We start from the raw sequence: 18,866 nt of genomic DNA, 5'->3' as shown, positions 1-18,866 counted from the left end.
AATGGTTTACAAGTCGATTATGACCCAGGACGATCTCGCCTTCGACAAGCAGCATATCTGGCACCCTTACACCTCCACTACCCGCCCCCTTCCCGTCTATCCGGTGGCCTCCGCCCACGGCTGCGAGCTGCATCTCGCCAGCGGCGAGCGGCTGGTTGACGGGATGTCCTCCTGGTGGGCGGCGATTCACGGGTATAACCACCCGCGTCTGAATGCGGCGATGAAGGCGCAGATTGACCAGATGTCGCACGTGATGTTTGGCGGGATCACCCATCAGCCCGCGGTGGATTTATGCCGCCGTCTGGTGGCGATGACCCCTGAATCGCTGGAGTGCGTGTTCCTGGCCGATTCCGGCTCCGTGGCGGTGGAAGTGGCGATGAAAATGGCGCTGCAGTACTGGCATGCGAAGGGCGAAACGCGCCAGCGGTTCCTCACCTTCCGCAACGGCTATCACGGGGATACCTTCGGGGCGATGTCGGTGTGCGATCCGGACAACTCTATGCACAGCCTGTGGAAGGGCTACCTGCCGGAAAACCTGTTTGCCCCGGCCCCGCAGAGCCGTTTCGACGGCGAGTGGAACGAGATGGACATGGTCGGATTCGCGCGGCTGATGGCGGCGCATCGTCATGACATTGCCGCCGTGATCCTTGAGCCGATTGTGCAGGGCGCGGGCGGCATGCGGATGTACCATCCGGAGTGGCTGAAACGTATTCGCAAGATGTGCGACCGCGAGGGCATTCTGCTGATTGCCGATGAGATCGCCACCGGCTTTGGCCGCACCGGCAAGCTGTTTGCCTGCGAGCATGCGGGTATCGCCCCGGATATTCTGTGCCTGGGTAAAGCGCTGACCGGCGGCACCATGACGCTCTCCGCCACGCTCACGACCCGTCACGTTGCCGATACCATCAGCGACGGCGAAGCAGGCTGCTTTATGCACGGCCCGACGTTTATGGGTAATCCTCTCGCCTGCGCCGTCGCGAGCGAAAGCCTGTCCATTCTGGAAAGCGGTGAATGGCAAACGCAGGTGGTGGCGATTGAAGCGCAGCTGAAAGAGGAGCTGAGCGCCGCCTCTGGGGCGAGTTTCGTGGCGGACGTGCGCGTGCTGGGCGCCATCGGGGTGGTTGAAACCACCCATCCGGTGAACATGGCGGCGCTGCAGCGCTTCTTCGTGGACCAGGGCGTGTGGGTCCGGCCTTTCGGCAAGCTTATCTATCTGATGCCGCCGTACAGCATCACGCCAGAGCAGCTTCGAAAACTAACCGACGCGGTTGTAACAGCCGTTAACATTCCCGCGCATTTCACGATTTAACCCAATGCATTACACTTGCTGAACGAGCGATCAACGAGGGTAAACCGTATGAAAATCATCAGTAAAGATCTGCGCGACGGCGAAAAGCTCCCGGAACGCCACGTATTCAACGGCATGGGCTATCAGGGAGACAATATCTCTCCGCACCTGGCGTGGGACGAGGTTCCGGACGGAACCAAAAGCTTTGTCGTGACCTGCTACGACCCGGATGCGCCTACCGGCTCCGGCTGGTGGCACTGGATTGTGGCGAACCTGCCTGCCGACACGCGCGTGCTGCCGCAGGGTTCTGGTTCCGACCTGGTTGCCCTGCCTGAAGGCGCCATTCAGGCGCGCACTGATTTTGGTAAAGCGGGCTACGGCGGCGCGGCGCCGCCAAAAGGGGAAACGCACCGCTATATCTTCACGGTGCACGCGCTGGATGTGGAGCAGATTGAGGTCGATGAAGGGGCGAGCGGCGCGATGGTCGGGTTTAACGTGCATTTCCATTCGCTTGGGAGCGCGTCGATTACGGCGATGTATTCGTAAAAAAAGCCGGGTGGCGGCTACGCCTTACCCGGCCTACATTTCGCACTCGTAGGCCCGGTAAGCGCAGCGCCACCGGGCAAAAAATCACAGCACCGAAGGTAACAGCCCCACCAGCCGCCCTTCTTCCAGAAGCTGCATCGCCTTATCAATATCCGGTGCAAAGAAGCGGTCATCATCGTAATGGGATACATGCTCGCGCAGCACCTGACGCGCCTGCTCCAGCAGCGGGCTGGATTTTAGCCCTTCACGCAGATCGATACCCTGACTTGCCGCCAGCCATTCCACCGCCAGCACGCCGCGGGTATTGGAGGCCATTTCCCAGAGACGACGCCCGGCAGCCGGTGCCATCGAAACGTGATCTTCCTGGTTCGCTGACGTTGGCAGGCTGTCCACGCTGTGCGGGTGCGACAGGGCTTTGTTCTCGCTCGCCAGCGCTGCGGCCGTCACCTGGGCAATCATAAAGCCCGAGTTGACCCCGCCGTTACGCACCAGGAACGGTGGCAGCTGGGACATGTGTTTATCCATCATCAGCGCAATGCGGCGCTCGGACAACGCGCCGACTTCGGCAATCGCCAGGGCGAGATTATCCGCAGCCATTGCCACCGGCTCGGCGTGGAAGTTGCCCCCGGAGACGACCTCGTTTTCCTGGGCGAACACCAGCGGGTTATCGGACACCGCGTTAGCCTCCACCAGCAGCACCTCTGCCGCCTGGCGCAGCTGCGTCAGGCACGCGCCCATCACCTGCGGCTGGCAGCGCAGGGAATAAGGATCCTGCACCTTCTCGCAGTTATGGTGTGAATCGGCAATTTCGCTGGTGTCGGTAAGGACATGACGGTACATCGCGGCGACATCAATCTGCCCGCGCTGACCGCGCACCTCGTGGATGCGGGCATCGAATGGGCGACGCGAGCCCAGCACGGCTTCGGTGGTCAATGCACCACACACCACCGCCGAGGCAAAAAGATCTTCCGCTTCAAACAGGCCGCGCAGCGCGAAGGCGGTCGACGCCTGGGTGCCGTTCAGCAGCGCCAGCCCCTCTTTCGCCGCCAGCGTGATCGGCGTTAACCCGGCTTTTTTCAGCGCCTCTTTCGCCGGAATCCACTCGCCCTGCCAGCGCGCTTTGCCTTCGCCCAGCAGCAGCAGCGACATGTGCGCCAGCGGGGCAAGATCCCCAGATGCCCCAACAGAACCTTTCGCCGGGATCCACGGATAGACTTCCGCATTGACCAGCGCCATCAGCGCCTGGATCACGCTCAGGCGAATGCCCGAAAAACCGCGCGCCAGGCTGTTAATTTTGAGGACCATCATCAGGCGGACAATTTCATCGTCCAGCGGCTGACCCACGCCCGCCGCATGCGACAGCACCAGCGAACGCTGTAAGTTTTCCAGATCGTGTGTGGCGATGCGGGTCTGCGCAAGCAGCCCAAAGCCGGTGTTAATCCCGTAGGCGGTACGCCCTTCGGCAACAATCGCCTCCACGCAGGCAACGCTGTCGTTAATGGCGGCGTGGGCACTTTCATCAAGCGAAAGGGTGACCGGCTGACGCCAGACGCTACGCAGCTGTTTGAGCGTCAGCGAGCCGGGAGTGAGTGTTAATGCATTCATTATTGCTTTCCTTGTGTGGCAGGGATCATCGGCAGGTTCAGCCCCTGCTCTTTGGCACAGTCAATGGCAATCTCATAGCCCGCATCCGCATGACGCATCACGCCGGTGGCAGGGTCGTTGTGCAGCACGCGAGCGATACGCGCGGCGGCTTCATCCGTTCCGTCGCAGACAATAACCATCCCAGAATGTTGGGAGAAGCCCATCCCCACTCCGCCGCCGTGGTGCAGCGATACCCAGGTTGCGCCGCTGGCGGTATTCAGCAGAGCGTTCAGCAATGGCCAGTCGGAAACCGCATCCGAGCCGTCGCGCATGGCTTCGGTTTCGCGGTTCGGGCTGGCGACGGAGCCGGAGTCCAGGTGGTCGCGGCCAATGACAATCGGCGCGGAGACTTCACCGCGGCGCACCATTTCGTTGAAGGCAAGTCCCAGCTTTTGCCGCCACTCCAGCCCTACCCAGCAGATACGCGCCGGCAGGCCCTGGAAGTTAATGCGCTGGCGGGCCATGTCCAGCCAGCGATGCAGGTGTTCGTCATCGGCGACGATCTCCTTCACTTTGGCGTCGGTTTTGTAGATGTCCTCCGGGTCACCGGACAGGGCAACCCAGCGGAACGGACCGATACCGCGGCAGAACAGCGGGCGAATGTAGGCAGGCACGAAGCCCGGGAAGTCGAATGCGTTATTTACGCCCATCTCTTTCGCCATCTGGCGGATGTTGTTGCCGTAGTCAAAGGTCGGAATACCCATCTGGCTGAAAGCCAGCATCGCGGAGACGTGTTCCGCCATAGAGCGTTTCGCAGCGAGCACCGTGCCTTCCGGATCGGTTTCCGCTTTTTGCTGATAGTCTTCCCACGTCCAGCCTTTTGGCAGGTAACCGTGGAGCGGATCGTGGGCGCTGGTCTGGTCGGTGACCAGATCCGGGCGCACGCCTCGGGCGACGAGCTGCGGGAGAATGTCCGCCGCGTTGCCGCACAGGGCAATCGACATGGCTTTGCCTTCGGAGGTGTATTTTTTGATGCGCGCCAGCGCGTCGTCCAGATCGGTGGCCTGTTCATCGACGTAACGGGTACGCAGACGGAAATCAATGCGGCTCTGCTGGCACTCAATGTTCAGAGAGCACGCCCCCGCCAGCGTAGCGGCCAGCGGCTGCGCGCCGCCCATGCCGCCGAGACCCGCGGTCAGCACCCAGCGGCCTTTCAGCGAGCCGTTATAGTGCTGGCGACCGGCTTCCACGAAGGTTTCGTAGGTGCCCTGCACAATCCCCTGGCTGCCGATGTAGATCCAGCTGCCGGCGGTCATCTGTCCATACATCGCCAGCCCTTTCGCATCCAGCTCGTTGAAGTGTTCCCAGGTAGCCCAGTGCGGCACCAGGTTAGAGTTGGCGATCAGCACGCGCGGCGCGTTTTTATGGGTTTTGAATACGCCAACCGGCTTGCCGGACTGCACCAGCAGGGTTTCGTCGTGTTCGAGTTCGGTCAGGGATTTAACAATTGCGTCATAGCATTCCCAGTTGCGCGCGGCGCGGCCAATGCCGCCGTAGACCACCAGCTCGTGGGGATTTTCCGCTACCTCAGGATCAAGGTTGTTCATCAACATGCGCAGCGGTGCTTCGGTGAGCCAGCTTTTGGCGGTAAGCGTGGTGCCGCGCGGCGCGCGAACGTCCTGCTGGCGGTATTTACCTGACGACATTGTGTGCTCCTCATACGGGACAGATGATGCATTAAGATATACTTGTATAGACAAGCACACACAAGGTCGTATTTAACAAAAAAGATACAATTTTGTTATATTGCGTTAGCGATCACGCTTATAAAACTTATGACATAAAATGGCCCTGCAGCCGGTAACGGTTACCGGGAAACAGCAGCCTGGCATGCGATACAATCTGCGAGGATGACCAGGTACGGCGGCGAATAAGCAGGCACGGATCGTGCTCTTTGATGCGCAATAATTCGCACTCCTGCGGCGTGGCGCGAACCGCTTCCACAATGTGCTCCCCTTCCGTCAGCGGGGCGACGAGCGAGAGATACGCATGCGGCGTGGTCTGGGTGTAATCCTGGTTCAGATAGTCCGGTATCCGGTCAGCGTTCACGCAGCGATCTTCAATCTGTACCGGAATGTCGTTTTCGAAATGCACCATCACGGAGTGGAAGATGCGGCTTCCCTCTTTGACATTCAGCTCTACGGCCTGCTCGGCGCTGGCCTGGGTCTCTTCGAGCACCAGCACTTCACAGCGGTGCTGATGATTTCGCGAGGTTATCTCATCGGCAATACTGCGAATTTCAAACAGGGCTGACTGCCCTTTTGGTTCCGCCACAAACGTCCCCACGCCCTGAAGGCGTACCAGAAGCCCTTCGTCGGTCAGTTCACGCAGCGCCCGGTTGATGGTCATGCGGCTAAAACCAAACTGCGCCACCAGATCGGCCTCCGACGGAATGCGATCGTGCGGTCGCCAGACGCCGGTGGCGATTTTTTCGCTGATCGCCTGCTTCACCTTTTCGTAGAAAGGCGCGGGAGGGCTCGACGGCGGCAGAGGTGAGCGTGAAAACATCGTGACTCCTTGAATAGTGTTATGCCCACCAGTGAGCAATTTGCCAGGCCAGACGGGCGGCAAGCTTTGCGCCTTGCCCGTCGCGGTCGTACTGGGGGTTAAATTCTACCAGATCGGCGGCCTGCAGTTTTCCACTGCGGCAGATGCGTTCGATGACCGGCATAAGATCCAGCGCCGGTATGCCCAGTGCCGCAGGGGCCGAGACGGCGGGCATTTCTCCCGCGGGGAGAACGTCCAGATCGATCGTCAGGTAGACGCGATCGGCCTGCGCCAGCACCTTTTCCAGCGCGGACAGCGCATCGCGTCTGAAGTGGAGATCTTCCACCAGCGTGACGTTCAGACGTTCCGCCTCATCCCACAGCGCCAGCGTATTCGCCGCCCGGCTCACGCCAAAGCAGGCGTACTGAAATTCCCGCCCGCGCTCATCGCAGTAATTCGCCAGCTGGCGAAACGGCGTGCCTGACGTGGCCTGGTAGGCTTTGCGCAGATCGAGATGGGCATCAAGGTTGATAATGGCAACCCGCTCGCTCGGGAAAGCGTCCAGCACGCCGCGGCCGTGCGCCCACGCGGTTTCATGCCCGCCGCCGAAAACCAGCGTGCGCATCCCGGACTGCTGGCATACGACTACCGCATCGCTTAATGCCCGCTGCGCGGCTTCAAGATCTGTGCCCTCGACATAAATTGAGCCCATATCCACAAGCCGCTCATGTCCCTGATGGCTTGCCATGTTCGCAAGCGCCTGGCGAAGCGTATCGGGTGCCTGCACCGCGCCGGGTCTGCCGTGATTACGCTTCACCCCTTCATCACATGCAAAGCCTATCAGGCCAATGCCTGAAGGCGCAGGTGAAAACGGTTCACGTTGCTGAATAGTCTGGAAAATGCGTTTTGCATTAGTGGCTTCAGCGCTGTCGTCGCGCCCCTGCCAGATCTGCGGTGAGGTGGACCGCCACAGTGTCATAGCGCTTTCCCCCGAAATACGCGTTGATACAAAGGATTACGTCCCGGCTCATAAACCATCTCCACCGGATGTTGTGCATCCCAGACGATAAAATCCGCCACGTATCCGGCCTTTAATTGCCCGTGCGTGGCGCCGCGCCCCAGCGCCTGTGCCGCGTGTCGCGTCACGCCAGCCCAGGCCTCTTCCGGTGTCAGGCCAAACTGGACGCAGGCCATGTTCATCGCCAGGTGCAGGCTGGCAAACGGGCTGGTGCCGGGGTTGTAGTCGGTGGCGACGGCCATCGGGACACCCTGTTTTCTGAGCTGTTCAACCGGCGGGCGCTGGCGCTCCTGAAGAAAATAGAACGCACCTGGCAACAGGACGGCAACCGTGCCGCTTTCCGCCATCGCCTGCACGCCCGCGACGTCGAGATACTCAATATGATCGGCCGATAGCCCCTTATACTGGCTGACCAGCGCCGCTCCGCCCTGATTCGACAGCTGTTCGACATGGCCTTTCACCGGGATACCGAGCGCGGTGGCTGCCTGGAAGAGGCGCTCGGTTTGCGACGGGGTAAAGCCGACGTTTTCACAAAACACGTCGACGGCTTCAAATAACTCTTTTTGCCACAGCGTGGGCAGGATCTGCTCGCAGACCAACGTGAGGTACGCATCCGGATCCTGCCGGTATTCCCCCGGAACCGCATGGGCCGCCAGCAGCGTTGGGCTGATATCGATCGGGTTATTGAGGCTCAGCTGGCGCGCGACCTGCAGCATCTTCTCTTCGGCTTCGGCGTTTAGCCCGTATCCCGATTTGATTTCAACCGTTGTCACACCTTCATTCATCAGACGCTGGAGCCGCCGTTGCGCCAGTTCAAGCAGGGTTTCCGGCGAGCTGCTGCGCGTCGCCGTCACGGTGGCGTTAATCCCACCCCCCTGTGCGCTGATGGTCTGGTAAGAAACACCGTTCAGACGCTGCTCCCACTCCGCCGCGCGATCGCCGCCAAACACCAGATGGGTATGGCAGTCAATCAGGCCTGGCGTGACCAGACGTCCCTGAAGATCGACGCTGTGACGGTGTCCAGAAGGCAGTTCAGACTCAGGAGCAACGGCCAGAAGGGTTTGGTCCCTGACCACCAGAGCGTGTTGTTCTTTCAGGCCATAAGGTTCCGGCTCGCCAGCAACCATTGTTGCCAGCCGCGCATTTCGCCATATCACATCGTCGGGATGAAGCTGCTGCATGGGAATTCCAACTTGTCATGGGTTGTATAGACATTTATTTTCATCTGCTGCCTGGTGTCAACCGCATTCATGGAAAATGTTATTTATTTGTGATGACTTCCCCGTCCCCTGCGGGGAAAAACGCAACTTTTACCCTTTTTATCTTCCCGTTTCGCTCAACTTAGTATAAAAAAGCAGGCTATTTCGTCTATCCCGTTAAGACTTGCATACCCAGGAGCTTCACCTTGAACATTTCCAGGATTTCCCGTCTGGCGTTAGCACTTGCCTTTGGCGTGACTTTATCCGCTTGCAGCTCAACCCCGCCGGATCAGCGACCTTCTGAGCAGGTTGCGCCGGGTACCTCATCTCGCCCGATCCTGTCCGCTGATGAAGCGAAAAACTTCACCCAGGCGCGCTACTTCACGGCGATGGATCCCAATGCTGCAGCGTGGACGCCATCTTCTATTACCCTGCCAAAACAGCCAGACTTCGTTGTGGGTCCGGCCGGAGCGCAGGGCGTGACCCATACTTCTATCCAGGCGGCAGTTGACGCGGCTATCACTAAACACAGTGCATCGCGTCAGTACATCGCGATCCTGCCTGGTGAATACGAAGGTACCGTTTACGTGCCAGCGGCGCCGGGCAGCATTACGATTTATGGTCTGGGTGAAAAAGCGCTCGATGTGAAAATTGGTCTGGCGATTGATTCCGAAATCGACACCACCACCTGGCGTCGCCTGGTGAACCCGGCCGGTAAATATATGCCGGGGAAACCTGCGTGGTATATGTTTGATAACTGCCAGAGCAAGCGCACCGCCACCGTTGGCGTGATGTGTTCAGCGGTGGTCTGGTCGCAGAATAACGGTCTGCAATTGCAGAACCTGACCATTCAAAATACCCTGGGTGACAGCGTTGACGCGGGTAATCATCAGGCCGTGGCTCTGCGCAGCGATGGCGACAAGGTACAGATTAACAAGGTGAATATTCTGGGTCGCCAGAACACCTTCTTCGTCACCAATAGCGGCGTGCAGAACACCCTGCAGAATAACCGCCTGACCCGTACCCTGGTGACCAACAGCTACGTTGAAGGCGACGTGGACCTGGTCTCTGGTCGTGGCGCGGTGGTATTCGATAACACCGATTTCCGCGTGGTGAATTCACGTACTCAGCAGGAAGGTTACGTGTTTGCTCCGGCAACTCAGTCTAACCTCTTCTACGGCTTCCTGGCCGTGAACAGCCGCTTTAACGCTGCCGGTGACGGCGTGGCGCAGCTGGGACGCTCCCTGGACGTGGACTCTGCCACTAACGGCCAGGTCGTGATCCGCGATAGCGTGATCAACGAAGGCTTCAACATGGCGAAGCCGTGGGCTGATGCTGCGATCTCCAAACGTCCGTTCTCCGGCAATACCGGTGCGGTGGACGATAAAGGGAACGTGCAGCGCAACCTGAACGACGCTAACTTCAACCGCATGTGGGAGTACAACAACCGCGGTCTGGGTAGCAAAGTGGTTGCTGAGCCGAAGCAGTAAGATGAGAGTAAAAGGGGGAGTTTTAATCCCCCTTTTTACTGCGACTGAATGCGTCAGGCACCAAACTTAAGATACGCATCCAATAGTTGCATAATCGCAACCATGAGTTGCAGGAACAGAATTGCCCATTCCACACCGCTCATACGCCACTCCTTTGATATTACCCGTCATACTTCAAGTTTCAGGTGCGTTGGCTACACTCGTTCACCCCAGTCACGTACTTATGTACGCTCCTGGGACTTCACTCGTTTGCCGCCTTCCTGAAACTCGAATCATTGAGGGTACAGGAGCACTTCTCCTCTGATTTACCTTTCCGCTGCCTGTCACCAGAGGTGTGTTGGTTATGTTTTGATGTGCTCCGCAGTTTAGGCACCGTCGGCACCACCCGACGACCAGGACTTAAATAGGATCCTGCATTGCGGAACTGCCACACATCGAACCAACGGACAGAATGATATCAAATCACTACTGTACATAAAAACAGATAAAACCAGTTTCGGAATTTATAAAGAAAAATCAATTAACTTACTGATTTTTATGCAAATGATAATCTCTGAACATTCCGTGTTCTCTTTTCTTCTTTGACGATGAATTTACATCGCCTTAAGCCAATATTATGATGTTCAGGTTGGTTACGTTTTGATGTGCTCACCCGGCTACCACCGGGCATAAAAAAACCTCGCATTCGCGAGGTTTTTTGTTTTAGCCGCTTAGTGAGCGTTTACCACTACCCACATTGGCCCCTGGCCGACGGCATAACGCCCTTTCTCTTCCAGCAGCCCCTGCTCGCCTTTAATTTCATACAGCGCGATATGGTGGGATTTCTGCCCCGCCGCAATCAGGTATTTGCCGCTGTGATCGATATTAAAGCCGCGCGGCTGGGTTTCCGTTGGCTGGAAGCCTTCAATTGCGAGCACGCTGCCGTCTTCAGAGACGCTAAACACGGTAATCAGGCTGGAGGTACGATCGCACGCATACAGATGACGGCCATCCGGCGTAATGTGAATATCGGCCGCCCAGCGGGTGTCGGAGAAGTCAGACGGCATCATATCCAGCGTTTGCACGCACTCAATCTGACCGTTTGGATCTTTCAATTCCCACACGTCTACTGAGCTGTTCAGTTCGTTAACCACATACGCATATTGCTGGTTCGGGTGGAAGACCATATGGCGCGGACCCGCGCCTTCTACGGTCGTCACTTCAGCAGGGTTTTGCGCCACCAGATGCCCGTCATCGCTCAGGGTGAACAGGCAGATACGATCCTGCTTCAGCGCAGGCACCCACAGCGTACGGTTGTCCGGAGAGATATTCGCCGAGTGGCAGCCTTCAAGCCCTTCCACCACATCCACGGTTTCGACCGGAATGCCATTTTCCAGACGCGTTACGCTGACACAGCCCGCGTTATAGGAGCCGCTGAAGACAAAGTTGCCTTTACGATCGGTAGAGATGTGGGTCGGGCTGCCCGGCAAAGGTGCTTCGGCGGTGTAGGTCAGTGCGCCATCATCGGGGGAGATACGGTACGCCAGCACGCGGAACTCAGGACGCACGCCAACGTAGAGAAAACGTTTATCCGGGCTGACGACCATTGGCTGTACTTGCCCCGGAACATCAACAACCTGAACCAGCGTGAGCGAACCTTCTGCATTCAAACGCCAGACGTGGATCTGCTGACTTTCAGGACTGGCGGTATAAACGGTTTGTTTCATGAATACTCCTTTCCTCACTGCACGTGAAAGTGATTATTTTTAACGGTGAATGCTGAATTTTAGCCAGGAATTTTGCAGCGATTTACTCTCGGTGTAACATCCCCTGAGACCTAAAATTCAACATTAACCCGGAAGAACAAATGACCTCGCGTGTGATTGCACTGGATTTAGACGGAACATTACTTCCCCCTCAGAAAACCCTGCTCCCCTCTTCTCTTGAAGCGCTTAAACGCGCGCAGGAAGTGGGATATCAACTCCTTATCGTAACGGGTCGACATCACGTTGCCATTCATCCTTTTTATCAGGCACTGGCGTTAGATACACCTGCAATTTGTTGTAACGGCACCTATTTGTATGATTATCAGGCAAAAAAGGTTTTGGCATCCGATCCGCTGCCGGTTCCGCAAGCGCTGCAATTGATTGATCTGCTGGATGAGCACGCCATTCACGGCCTGATGTACGTGGATAACGCGATGATGTACGAGCGCCCGACCGGCCATGTGGTACGCACCAGCAACTGGGCGCTTTCCCTGCCAGAAGCGCAGCGCCCCGTCTTTACGCAGGTTTCCTCTCTGCGTCAGGCGGCACAGGACGTTGAGGCTATCTGGAAATTCGCTCTGACGGATGAAGACACCACCAAACTGAATGCGTTTGCGAAGCACGTCGAGGAGACGCTGGGTCTGGAGTGCGAATGGTCGTGGCACGATCAGGTGGATATTGCCCGCAAAGGTAACAGCAAAGGCAAACGCCTGACGCAGTTTGTGGAATCTCAGGGCGGGTCGATGCAGGATGTGATCGCCTTTGGTGATAACTACAACGACATCAGCATGCTGGAAGCCGCAGGAACGGGCGTAGCGATGGGCAATGCCGACGACGCGGTCAAAGCGCGCGCTGACGTGGTGATCGGCGATAACACCACCGACAGCATCGCGCAGTACATTTATACCCACCTGCTGTAATCAGGCGGTGATCGAGACGCTCTTGATTTGCGCGTAAAGCCACAGGCCGGGTTTGATGCCTAACTCATCCCTGGCCCACGGGCTGATGCGCGCCCAGAGCGTCCTGCTGCCAACCTCAAGCTTCACTTCCACCTGCCCGTTATCGTCAAAACACTCGGCCACTTTGGCACGAAGAATATTTCGGATACTGGTTTGCAGCGGCGGCTGCAGCACCAGCGAGACGTCCGACGCCTGAATACGAATACGCAGCGCGGACTGTAACGGTTTGTCGATCTTATTGACCCAAAGATGCTGATCGCCCAGCGCCAGCGCGGTCATCGCGTAGTGCGGATGGTGTTCCAGTACGCTCACTTTCAGGATGCTGCTCTGCTGCTCTTTCGGGAGCCACGGGTGCATCACGCTGCTACCCCACACCTCTTCCAGGCTGCCGAAAGCCTTCACGCTGCCCTCTTCCAGCACCAGCACCTTGTCTGCCAGGTGCAGAATCTCATCCAGGGAATGGCTCACATAGAGCATCGGAATATTGATTTCCCGCGCCAGGCGTTGCAGATACGGTAGCAGCTCACGCTTGCGCGGGATATCCAGCGAGGCCAGCGGTTCGTCCAGCAGCAGCAGCTCCGGCGCGGTCAATATGGCGCGACCCATCGCCACGCGCTGCTTCTCGCCGCCCGAAAGCGAGGAAGGCAGCCTGTCCAGCAGCGGTTCAATGCCTAACAGAGCCACCAGCTTATCAAACTGCGTAGCCATGCTTTTCGCCATGCCGTAGCGCAGGTTACCGCGCACGCTGTAGTGCGGGAATAGCCGCGCATCCTGGAAAACGTAACCAATGCGGCGTTTGTCCGGGGAGAGGTAGACCTTACTTTCTACGTCATTTAAGACGCGGTTATTCAGAACAATACGCCCGGACTGCGGGCGCGTCAGGCCGCTGATGACATTGATCAGCGACGTTTTTCCCGCACCGGAAACGCCAAATATGGCGGTGATACCGCTTGCCGGCAGCGTCTCGTTAAGCGTCAGGGTATGGTTTCCCAGCGTCTGGGTGAAATTGAGTTCAAGCATGCTTATTTCCCCATTCGCTCGCGGCTAAGCCGCGCCAGCCATTCAGAGACCAGTAGAGAAGCCAGCGCCAGAACTATCGAGATAATGCACAAACGCGCCGCCGCCCCCTCACCGCCAGGGGTTTGAATCAGGGTATACATTGCGGACGGGATGGTTCGCGTCTCGCCGGGAATGTTCGAGACAAAGGTGATGGTCGCGCCGAACTCGCCGAGCGAGCGGGCAAACGCGAGCACCGTTCCGACAATAATTCCCGGCAGCGTAAGCGGAAGCGTGATGGTGAAGAAGACGCGTAAACGTCCGGCTCCCAGCGTGCGTGCCGCCTGTTCAAGCTTCATGTCCACGCCTTCCAGCGCGAGGCGGATAGCCCTCACCATCAGCGGGAATGACATTACCGCCGCCGCCAGCACGGCACCGCGCCAGCTAAAAGCAAACGTCAGCCCAAACCAGTCGTAGAGCTTCTCACCAATAAAACCGCGTCGCCCCATCGAGACGAGCAGAAGATAACCCACCACCACGGGCGGCAACACAAGGGGAAGATGAAGAACGCTATCAAGCAGGGCTTTGCCCGGAAAACGGGTGCGAACCAGTAACCAGGCAAAGAAGATCCCAAAGGGCAAACTCAGCGCAACCGCCAGGGAAGAGACTTTAAGGCTCAGCAGCACAGCCTGCCATTCAGGATCGGTCAATATCATCAGTGAGTCGTAAATCCATAACGTTTAAAGATCGCAGACGCGTCTGGCCCCTTCAGATAGTCATAGAAGGCCGTCACGGTCGCATTTTTATGTCCATCAACAATCGCAACAGGATATTCCACTTTCTTGTGCGAGTCTTCCGGGAACGTACCAACCACTTTCACCCCTTTGCTGGCAACGGCATCAGAGCCATAAACAATCCCCAGCGGGGCCTCGTTACGCTCTACAAGCGCCAGCGCGCCGCGAACGTCCTCCGCCGGGGCCAGTTTCGGTGACAGGGTTTCCCACGCGCCCAGCTTTTGCAGCGCTTCTTTGGCATAAATCCCGGCAGGGACGTGTTCTGGATCGCCCACCGCCAGACGCCCCCCGTTCAGCAAGCGGGTCCAGTTGGTCGCTTTGCTGATGGTGAGATCGCCCTGAGCGCTGGCTTTCGGCGCCACGACCACCAGGCTATTCCCGAGCAGCGTTTCGCGGGTCGCTGTATCAATCGATTTTTTCTCGGCCGCGTAGTCCATCCACTTCTGGTCGGCAGAGATGAACAGATCGGCAGGTGCACCCGCTTCAATCTGGCGCGCCAGCGTAGAAGAGGAAGCAAACGACGAGACCACATCAACGTTCTTCTCTTTTTTATACTCCGCGGCGATGTCCTGCATCGCATTGGTCAGCGAGGCGGCCGCAAACACCGTAATTTTCCACTCTTCAGCCAGCGCGTGTCCGGTAAGAGAAAGTGTCAGCGTTGCCCCTGCAAAAAGGCGTACCCATGTACGTGCCATCTGTAGCTCCTGTCATCATCGTTATATACATATTAATATAACGATATCGTCAGGGAGATCCCAGCGTTAAATGGTACCGATTAATGAGTAAACGGCCTGTCGCTAAAAAAGATATCGGCGTTGGAAAGAAATACTTGAGAGCAAAACGCCCGGGTTAACCGGGCGTTTTGGAGGGAATCAATGCTGCTTTTTAGCCTGGTCTCGGTGACCAATGTTCGAAAAGACGTTGAACACTTCACCCAGGCCGTAGATGGCACCGAGGATGATGGCCATCACTACTGGCACCATGATTACCGCGAATACCAGACTTTTCAACAACTCTAACATGGTTTTCTCCAGATACTGTGAACGGCTTATTCTACCCTTTCAAGTGAGAAAAACATCCCCTTTTGTGCGGTGCACTTTGCGCCCTGCGCCATTTGGGTCACAATACACTTTTTGCCAGGACACTGTTATGCAGGCCGAAATTCTCCTCACCTTACGACTTCAGCAGAAGCTTTTTGCCGACCCGCGACGTATCGCCCTGCTTAAACAAATAGAACAAACAGGCTCGATTAGCCAGGGAGCCAAAAATGCGGGCATCAGCTATAAAAGCGCCTGGGATGCCATCAATGAGATGAACACCCTGAGCGATCAAACGCTGGTCGAGCGTGCAACAGGCGGCAAAGGCGGCGGTGGTGCCGTCGTGACGCGTTACGGTCAGCGTCTGATCCAGCTCTACGATCTGCTGGCGCAGATCCAGCAAAAAGCCTTTGATGTACTGAGCGATGATGACAACGTCCCGCTGGACAGTCTGCTGGCCGCCATTTCACGTTTTTCACTGCAGACCAGCGCCCGCAATCAGTGGTTTGGGAAGGTCACGGCTCGCGACGACGCTCAGGTGCAGCAGCATATCGACATCCTCCTTGCGGATGGTACTACTCGTCTGAAAGCCGCGATCACCGCGCAGAGCGGGCAGCGCCTTGGTCTGGACGAAGGCAAAGAGGTGCTGGTGCTGCTCAAAGCGCCGTGGGTTAGCATTACGCGCAACCCGGCGCAGGCCGGTGGGGCAGATAACCAGCTGCAGGGCACCATCAGCCATATCGAACGCGGTGAAGAACAGTACGAAGTGCTGATGACGCTGCCGGATGGGCAACTTCTCTGCGCGACGATCCCCGTAGCTGAGGCGAACGGTTTAGAAGAAGGTGCTGTCGTTACCGCATTTTTCAACGCTGACCGGGTGATTATCGCCACATTGTGCTGAGCACATTGACAATTGCGCCGACAGCCAGTATCCCTGACATCTATCGCTGCAAAAAATGGGATACATCATGTCATCATTGCATATTTCGCAAGGCACGTTTCGTCTTAGCGATACCCGGACGCTGACCCTTCCTGATCTAACGCTGCGCGCAGGCGAAAGCTGGGCGTTTGTGGGTACCAACGGCAGCGGCAAATCAGCGCTGGCGCGAGCTCTGGCCGGAGAGCTAACCCAGCTTAAAGGCGAACGCCAGACCACCTTCACCCGCATGACGCGCCTGTCGTTTGAACAGCTCCAAAAGCTGGTGAGCGATGAGTGGCAGCGCAACAACACCGACCTGCTCAGCCCGGGTGAAGATGATACCGGTCGCACCACAGCAGAAATTATTCAGGACGAGGTCAAAAACCCAGCCCGTTGCCAGCAGCTGGCGGAGCAGTTTGGCATCTCCGCCCTGCTGAACCGGCGCTTCAAATACCTTTCCACCGGCGAGACGCGCAAAACGCTGCTGTGCCAGGCATTGATGAGCCAGCCGGAACTGCTGATTCTGGATGAGCCGTTCGACGGGCTGGATGTGCACTCCCGTGCCCAGCTGGCCGCCTTGTTAGGAACGCTTAATCAGGATGGTTACACCGTCGTACTGGTGCTTAATCGCTTCGATGAAATTCCGGATTTCGTGCAGAACGCGGGCGTGCTGGCAGACTGCAATTTGACCGAAACCGGGGAAAAATCCGCATTGCTCAGGCAGGCGCTGATTGCTCAGCTAGCGCACAGCGAAAAACTGGACGGTATCGCGCTTCCGGAGCCCGACGCCCCGGCGGCACGCCAGGATCTCGCTCCCCACCAGCCACTTATCGTTCTGCGCGACGGCGTGGTCTCCTTTGACGATAGACCGATCCTGAACCACCTTAGCTGGACGGTTAATCCCGGCGAACACTGGCAGATTGTCGGCCCTAACGGCGCGGGAAAATCGACGCTGCTGAGCCTGGTAACCGGCGATCACCCGCAGGGCTACAGCAACGATTTGACGCTGTTTGGCCGACGTCGCGGCAGCGGCGAAACCATCTGGGATATCAAAAAACATATCGGCTACGTCAGCAGCAGCCTGCATCTGGATTATCGCGTCAGTACCACGGTGCGCAACGTGATCCTCTCCGGGTATTTTGACTCCATCGGGATTTATCAGGCGGTTTCAGACAGACAGCACAAGCTGGTTCAGCAGTGGCTTGCTATTCTGGGCATGGACAGCCGGGTTGCTGACGCGCCGTTCCATAGCCTGTCGTGGGGACAGCAGCGCCTGGCACTCATTGTTCGCGCGCTGGTAAAACACCCGACGCTGCTGATTCTCGACGAACCGCTTCAGGGGCTGGATCCGCTCAACCGCCAACTGGTCCGTCGCTTTGTCGATATCCTCATCAGTGAAGGTGAAACGCAATTGCTGTTCGTTTCACACCATGCCGAAGATGCGCCCTCCTGTATCACACATCGCCTTGAGTTTGTCCCGGACGGTGAGGGCTATCGCTACCTTCTCAGCAAAATCGATTAACCGTGGAGGGCACTGCCCTCCGCTTTTTCAGATAACTTACATCAATACATCGCTATCCCTTTGATCTACAATGTTATCACTCAAAGGAAAAGCGAGTGTGAAAACGAGTGTAAACGATTCCACTATTTTATCCCATGTCACACTTTTCACGTCTCTGTTATGCTATGGTTATTACATACCATAAGCCCAATGGAGCGAATTATGCGAGTTCTGGTAACAGGTGGTAGCGGTTACATCGGAAGTCATACCTGTGTGCAACTGCTGCAAAATGGTCACGATGTGATCATCCTCGATAACCTGTGCAATAGTAAGCGCAGCGTGCTGCCGGTGATTGAACGTCTTGGTAGAAAACAGCCAACCTTCGTGGAAGGCGACATCCGCAACGAAGCGCTGATGACCGAGATCCTTCACGACCACGCCATCGAAGCGGTGATCCACTTCGCGGGCCTGAAGGCCGTCGGTGAGTCCGTTGCGAAACCGCTCGAGTATTACGACAACAACGTCAACGGTACCCTGCGTCTCATCTCCGCCATGCGTGCGGCCAACGTTAAAAACTTTATCTTTAGCTCCTCCGCCACCGTCTACGGCGATCAGCCCAAAATCCCTTACGTAGAAAGCTTCCCGACCGGCACCCCGCAAAGCCCCTACGGCAAAAGCAAGCTGATGGTGGAGCAGATCCTGACCGACCTGCAAAAAGCACAGCCGGAGTGGAGCATCGCGCTGCTGCGTTACTTCAACCCGGTCGGCGCGCATCCGTCGGGAGATATGGGTGAAGATCCGCAGGGGATCCCGAACAACCTGATGCCGTACATCGCCCAGGTCGCCGTAGGCCGCCGCGACTCGCTGGCCATTTTTGGCAATGACTACCCTACCGAAGACGGCACCGGCGTGCGTGACTACATCCACGTAATGGATCTGGCCGACGGCCACGTGGCGGCGATGCAGCAGCTGGCTGACAAACCGGGCGTGCATATTTACAACCTCGGCGCCGGGGTCGGCAGCAGCGTGCTGGATGTGGTTAACGCCTTCAGCAAAGCCTGCGGTAAGCCGGTGAGCTACCACTTCGCCCCGCGTCGTGATGGCGACCTACCTGCTTACTGGGCCGATGCAACCAAAGCCGATAAAGAGCTTAACTGGCGTGTCACGCGCACGCTTGATGAAATGGCACAGGATACCTGGCACTGGCAGTCACGCCATCCGCAGGGCTATCCGGACTAAGGAT

At 57.4% G+C, this 18,866-nt stretch carries 18 protein-coding genes; 7 read left to right on the top strand and 11 right to left on the bottom strand.

Annotated elements, in window-relative coordinates:
- Positions 1-19: 19 nt before the first annotated feature.
- Both bioA and N2K86_RS06465 read left to right on the top strand, forming a co-directional pair.
- Entirely contained in the window at positions 20-1,309 is a 1,290-nt protein-coding gene (gene bioA / locus N2K86_RS06470; protein ID WP_407065271.1) for an adenosylmethionine--8-amino-7-oxononanoate transaminase, read from the top strand.
- 48 nt (positions 1,310-1,357) lie between these two features.
- Positions 1,358-1,834, top strand: a complete 477-nt coding sequence (locus N2K86_RS06465) for a kinase inhibitor (protein WP_260660870.1) — start codon at positions 1,358-1,360, stop codon at positions 1,832-1,834.
- An 84-nt stretch (positions 1,835-1,918) separates the two neighbouring features.
- Here N2K86_RS06465 and hutH read toward each other — a convergent pair whose 3' ends face one another.
- The 5 genes from hutH to hutI form a co-directional block, all read right to left on the bottom strand.
- On the bottom strand, positions 1,919-3,439 hold the full coding sequence (hutH, locus tag N2K86_RS06460; protein WP_260660869.1) for a histidine ammonia-lyase: 1,521 nt from the start codon (positions 3,437-3,439) through the stop codon (positions 1,919-1,921).
- Positions 3,439-5,124, bottom strand: coding sequence for a urocanate hydratase (gene hutU / locus N2K86_RS06455; protein WP_260660868.1), 1,686 nt, complete (start codon positions 5,122-5,124; stop codon positions 3,439-3,441). Before hutU ends, hutH begins: the two co-directional genes overlap by 1 nt.
- 127 nt (positions 5,125-5,251) lie before the next feature.
- Entirely contained in the window at positions 5,252-5,986 is a 735-nt protein-coding gene (locus N2K86_RS06450; protein WP_260660867.1) for a histidine utilization repressor, read from the bottom strand.
- A gap of 19 nt (positions 5,987-6,005) precedes the next feature.
- Positions 6,006-6,944, bottom strand: coding sequence for a formimidoylglutamase (hutG, locus tag N2K86_RS06445; RefSeq protein WP_260660866.1), 939 nt, complete (start codon positions 6,942-6,944; stop codon positions 6,006-6,008).
- A complete protein-coding gene (hutI, locus tag N2K86_RS06440) occupies positions 6,941-8,164 on the bottom strand; it encodes an imidazolonepropionase (protein ID WP_260660865.1) in 1,224 nt (407 codons plus the stop codon). Before hutI ends, hutG begins: the two co-directional genes overlap by 4 nt.
- 224 nt (positions 8,165-8,388) lie before the next feature.
- Here hutI and N2K86_RS06435 point away from each other — a divergent pair, with 224 nt between their 5' ends.
- On the top strand, positions 8,389-9,672 hold the full coding sequence (locus tag N2K86_RS06435; RefSeq protein ID WP_260660864.1) for a putative acyl-CoA thioester hydrolase: 1,284 nt from the start codon (positions 8,389-8,391) through the stop codon (positions 9,670-9,672).
- A 53-nt stretch (positions 9,673-9,725) separates the two neighbouring features.
- On the opposite strand, the gene tisB is transcribed toward N2K86_RS06435, so the two are convergent.
- Both tisB and pgl read right to left on the bottom strand, forming a co-directional pair.
- A complete protein-coding gene (gene tisB / locus N2K86_RS22635; RefSeq protein WP_023332440.1) occupies positions 9,726-9,815 on the bottom strand; it encodes a type I toxin-antitoxin system toxin TisB in 90 nt (29 codons plus the stop codon).
- A gap of 567 nt (positions 9,816-10,382) precedes the next feature.
- Positions 10,383-11,378 (bottom strand): 6-phosphogluconolactonase, encoded by a 996-nt coding sequence (pgl, locus tag N2K86_RS06430; protein ID WP_260660863.1) that lies wholly within the window; start codon positions 11,376-11,378, stop codon positions 10,383-10,385.
- Between the two features lie 140 nt (positions 11,379-11,518).
- Here pgl and N2K86_RS06425 point away from each other — a divergent pair, with 140 nt between their 5' ends.
- Positions 11,519-12,337, top strand: a complete 819-nt coding sequence (locus N2K86_RS06425) for a pyridoxal phosphatase (RefSeq protein WP_260660862.1) — start codon at positions 11,519-11,521, stop codon at positions 12,335-12,337.
- Here N2K86_RS06425 and modC read toward each other — a convergent pair whose 3' ends face one another.
- The 4 genes from modC to N2K86_RS06405 form a co-directional block, all read right to left on the bottom strand.
- The gene (modC, locus tag N2K86_RS06420) at positions 12,338-13,396 is read right to left on the bottom strand and encodes a molybdenum ABC transporter ATP-binding protein ModC (protein WP_260660861.1); all 1,059 of its coding nucleotides are present in this window, start codon (positions 13,394-13,396) and stop codon (positions 12,338-12,340) included.
- 2 nt (positions 13,397-13,398) lie between these two features.
- Positions 13,399-14,088 carry a molybdate ABC transporter permease subunit gene (modB, locus tag N2K86_RS06415; protein ID WP_010428783.1) on the bottom strand — a complete coding sequence of 230 codons (690 nt, stop codon included), beginning with the start codon at positions 14,086-14,088 and terminating at the stop codon, positions 13,399-13,401.
- A complete protein-coding gene (gene modA, locus N2K86_RS06410; protein ID WP_260660860.1) occupies positions 14,088-14,861 on the bottom strand; it encodes a molybdate ABC transporter substrate-binding protein in 774 nt (257 codons plus the stop codon). The genes modB and modA overlap by 1 nt, the downstream gene beginning before the upstream one ends.
- A 177-nt stretch (positions 14,862-15,038) precedes the next feature.
- Positions 15,039-15,188, bottom strand: a complete 150-nt coding sequence (locus N2K86_RS06405) for an AcrZ family multidrug efflux pump-associated protein (protein ID WP_008501118.1) — start codon at positions 15,186-15,188, stop codon at positions 15,039-15,041.
- Between the two features lie 127 nt (positions 15,189-15,315).
- Here N2K86_RS06405 and modE point away from each other — a divergent pair, with 127 nt between their 5' ends.
- The 3 genes from modE (at position 15,316) to galE (ending at position 18,862) form a co-directional block, all read left to right on the top strand.
- Positions 15,316-16,104, top strand: a complete 789-nt coding sequence (gene modE, locus N2K86_RS06400) for a molybdenum-dependent transcriptional regulator (protein WP_260660859.1) — start codon at positions 15,316-15,318, stop codon at positions 16,102-16,104.
- A 67-nt stretch (positions 16,105-16,171) separates the two neighbouring features.
- Positions 16,172-17,644, top strand: coding sequence for a molybdate ABC transporter ATP-binding protein ModF (modF, locus tag N2K86_RS06395; protein WP_260660858.1), 1,473 nt, complete (start codon positions 16,172-16,174; stop codon positions 17,642-17,644).
- 201 nt (positions 17,645-17,845) lie between these two features.
- Positions 17,846-18,862, top strand: a complete 1,017-nt coding sequence (gene galE, locus N2K86_RS06390) for a UDP-glucose 4-epimerase GalE (protein WP_260660857.1) — start codon at positions 17,846-17,848, stop codon at positions 18,860-18,862.
- The last annotated feature ends 4 nt before the right edge of the window (positions 18,863-18,866 follow it).

Origin of the sequence: Enterobacter mori, assembly GCF_025244905.1 — a bacterium.
Classification (GTDB): domain Bacteria; phylum Pseudomonadota; class Gammaproteobacteria; order Enterobacterales; family Enterobacteriaceae; genus Enterobacter; species Enterobacter mori_A.
The sequence above is the reverse complement of the archived record's forward strand: the minus strand, read 5'-3'. Positions and strand labels throughout refer to the sequence as shown.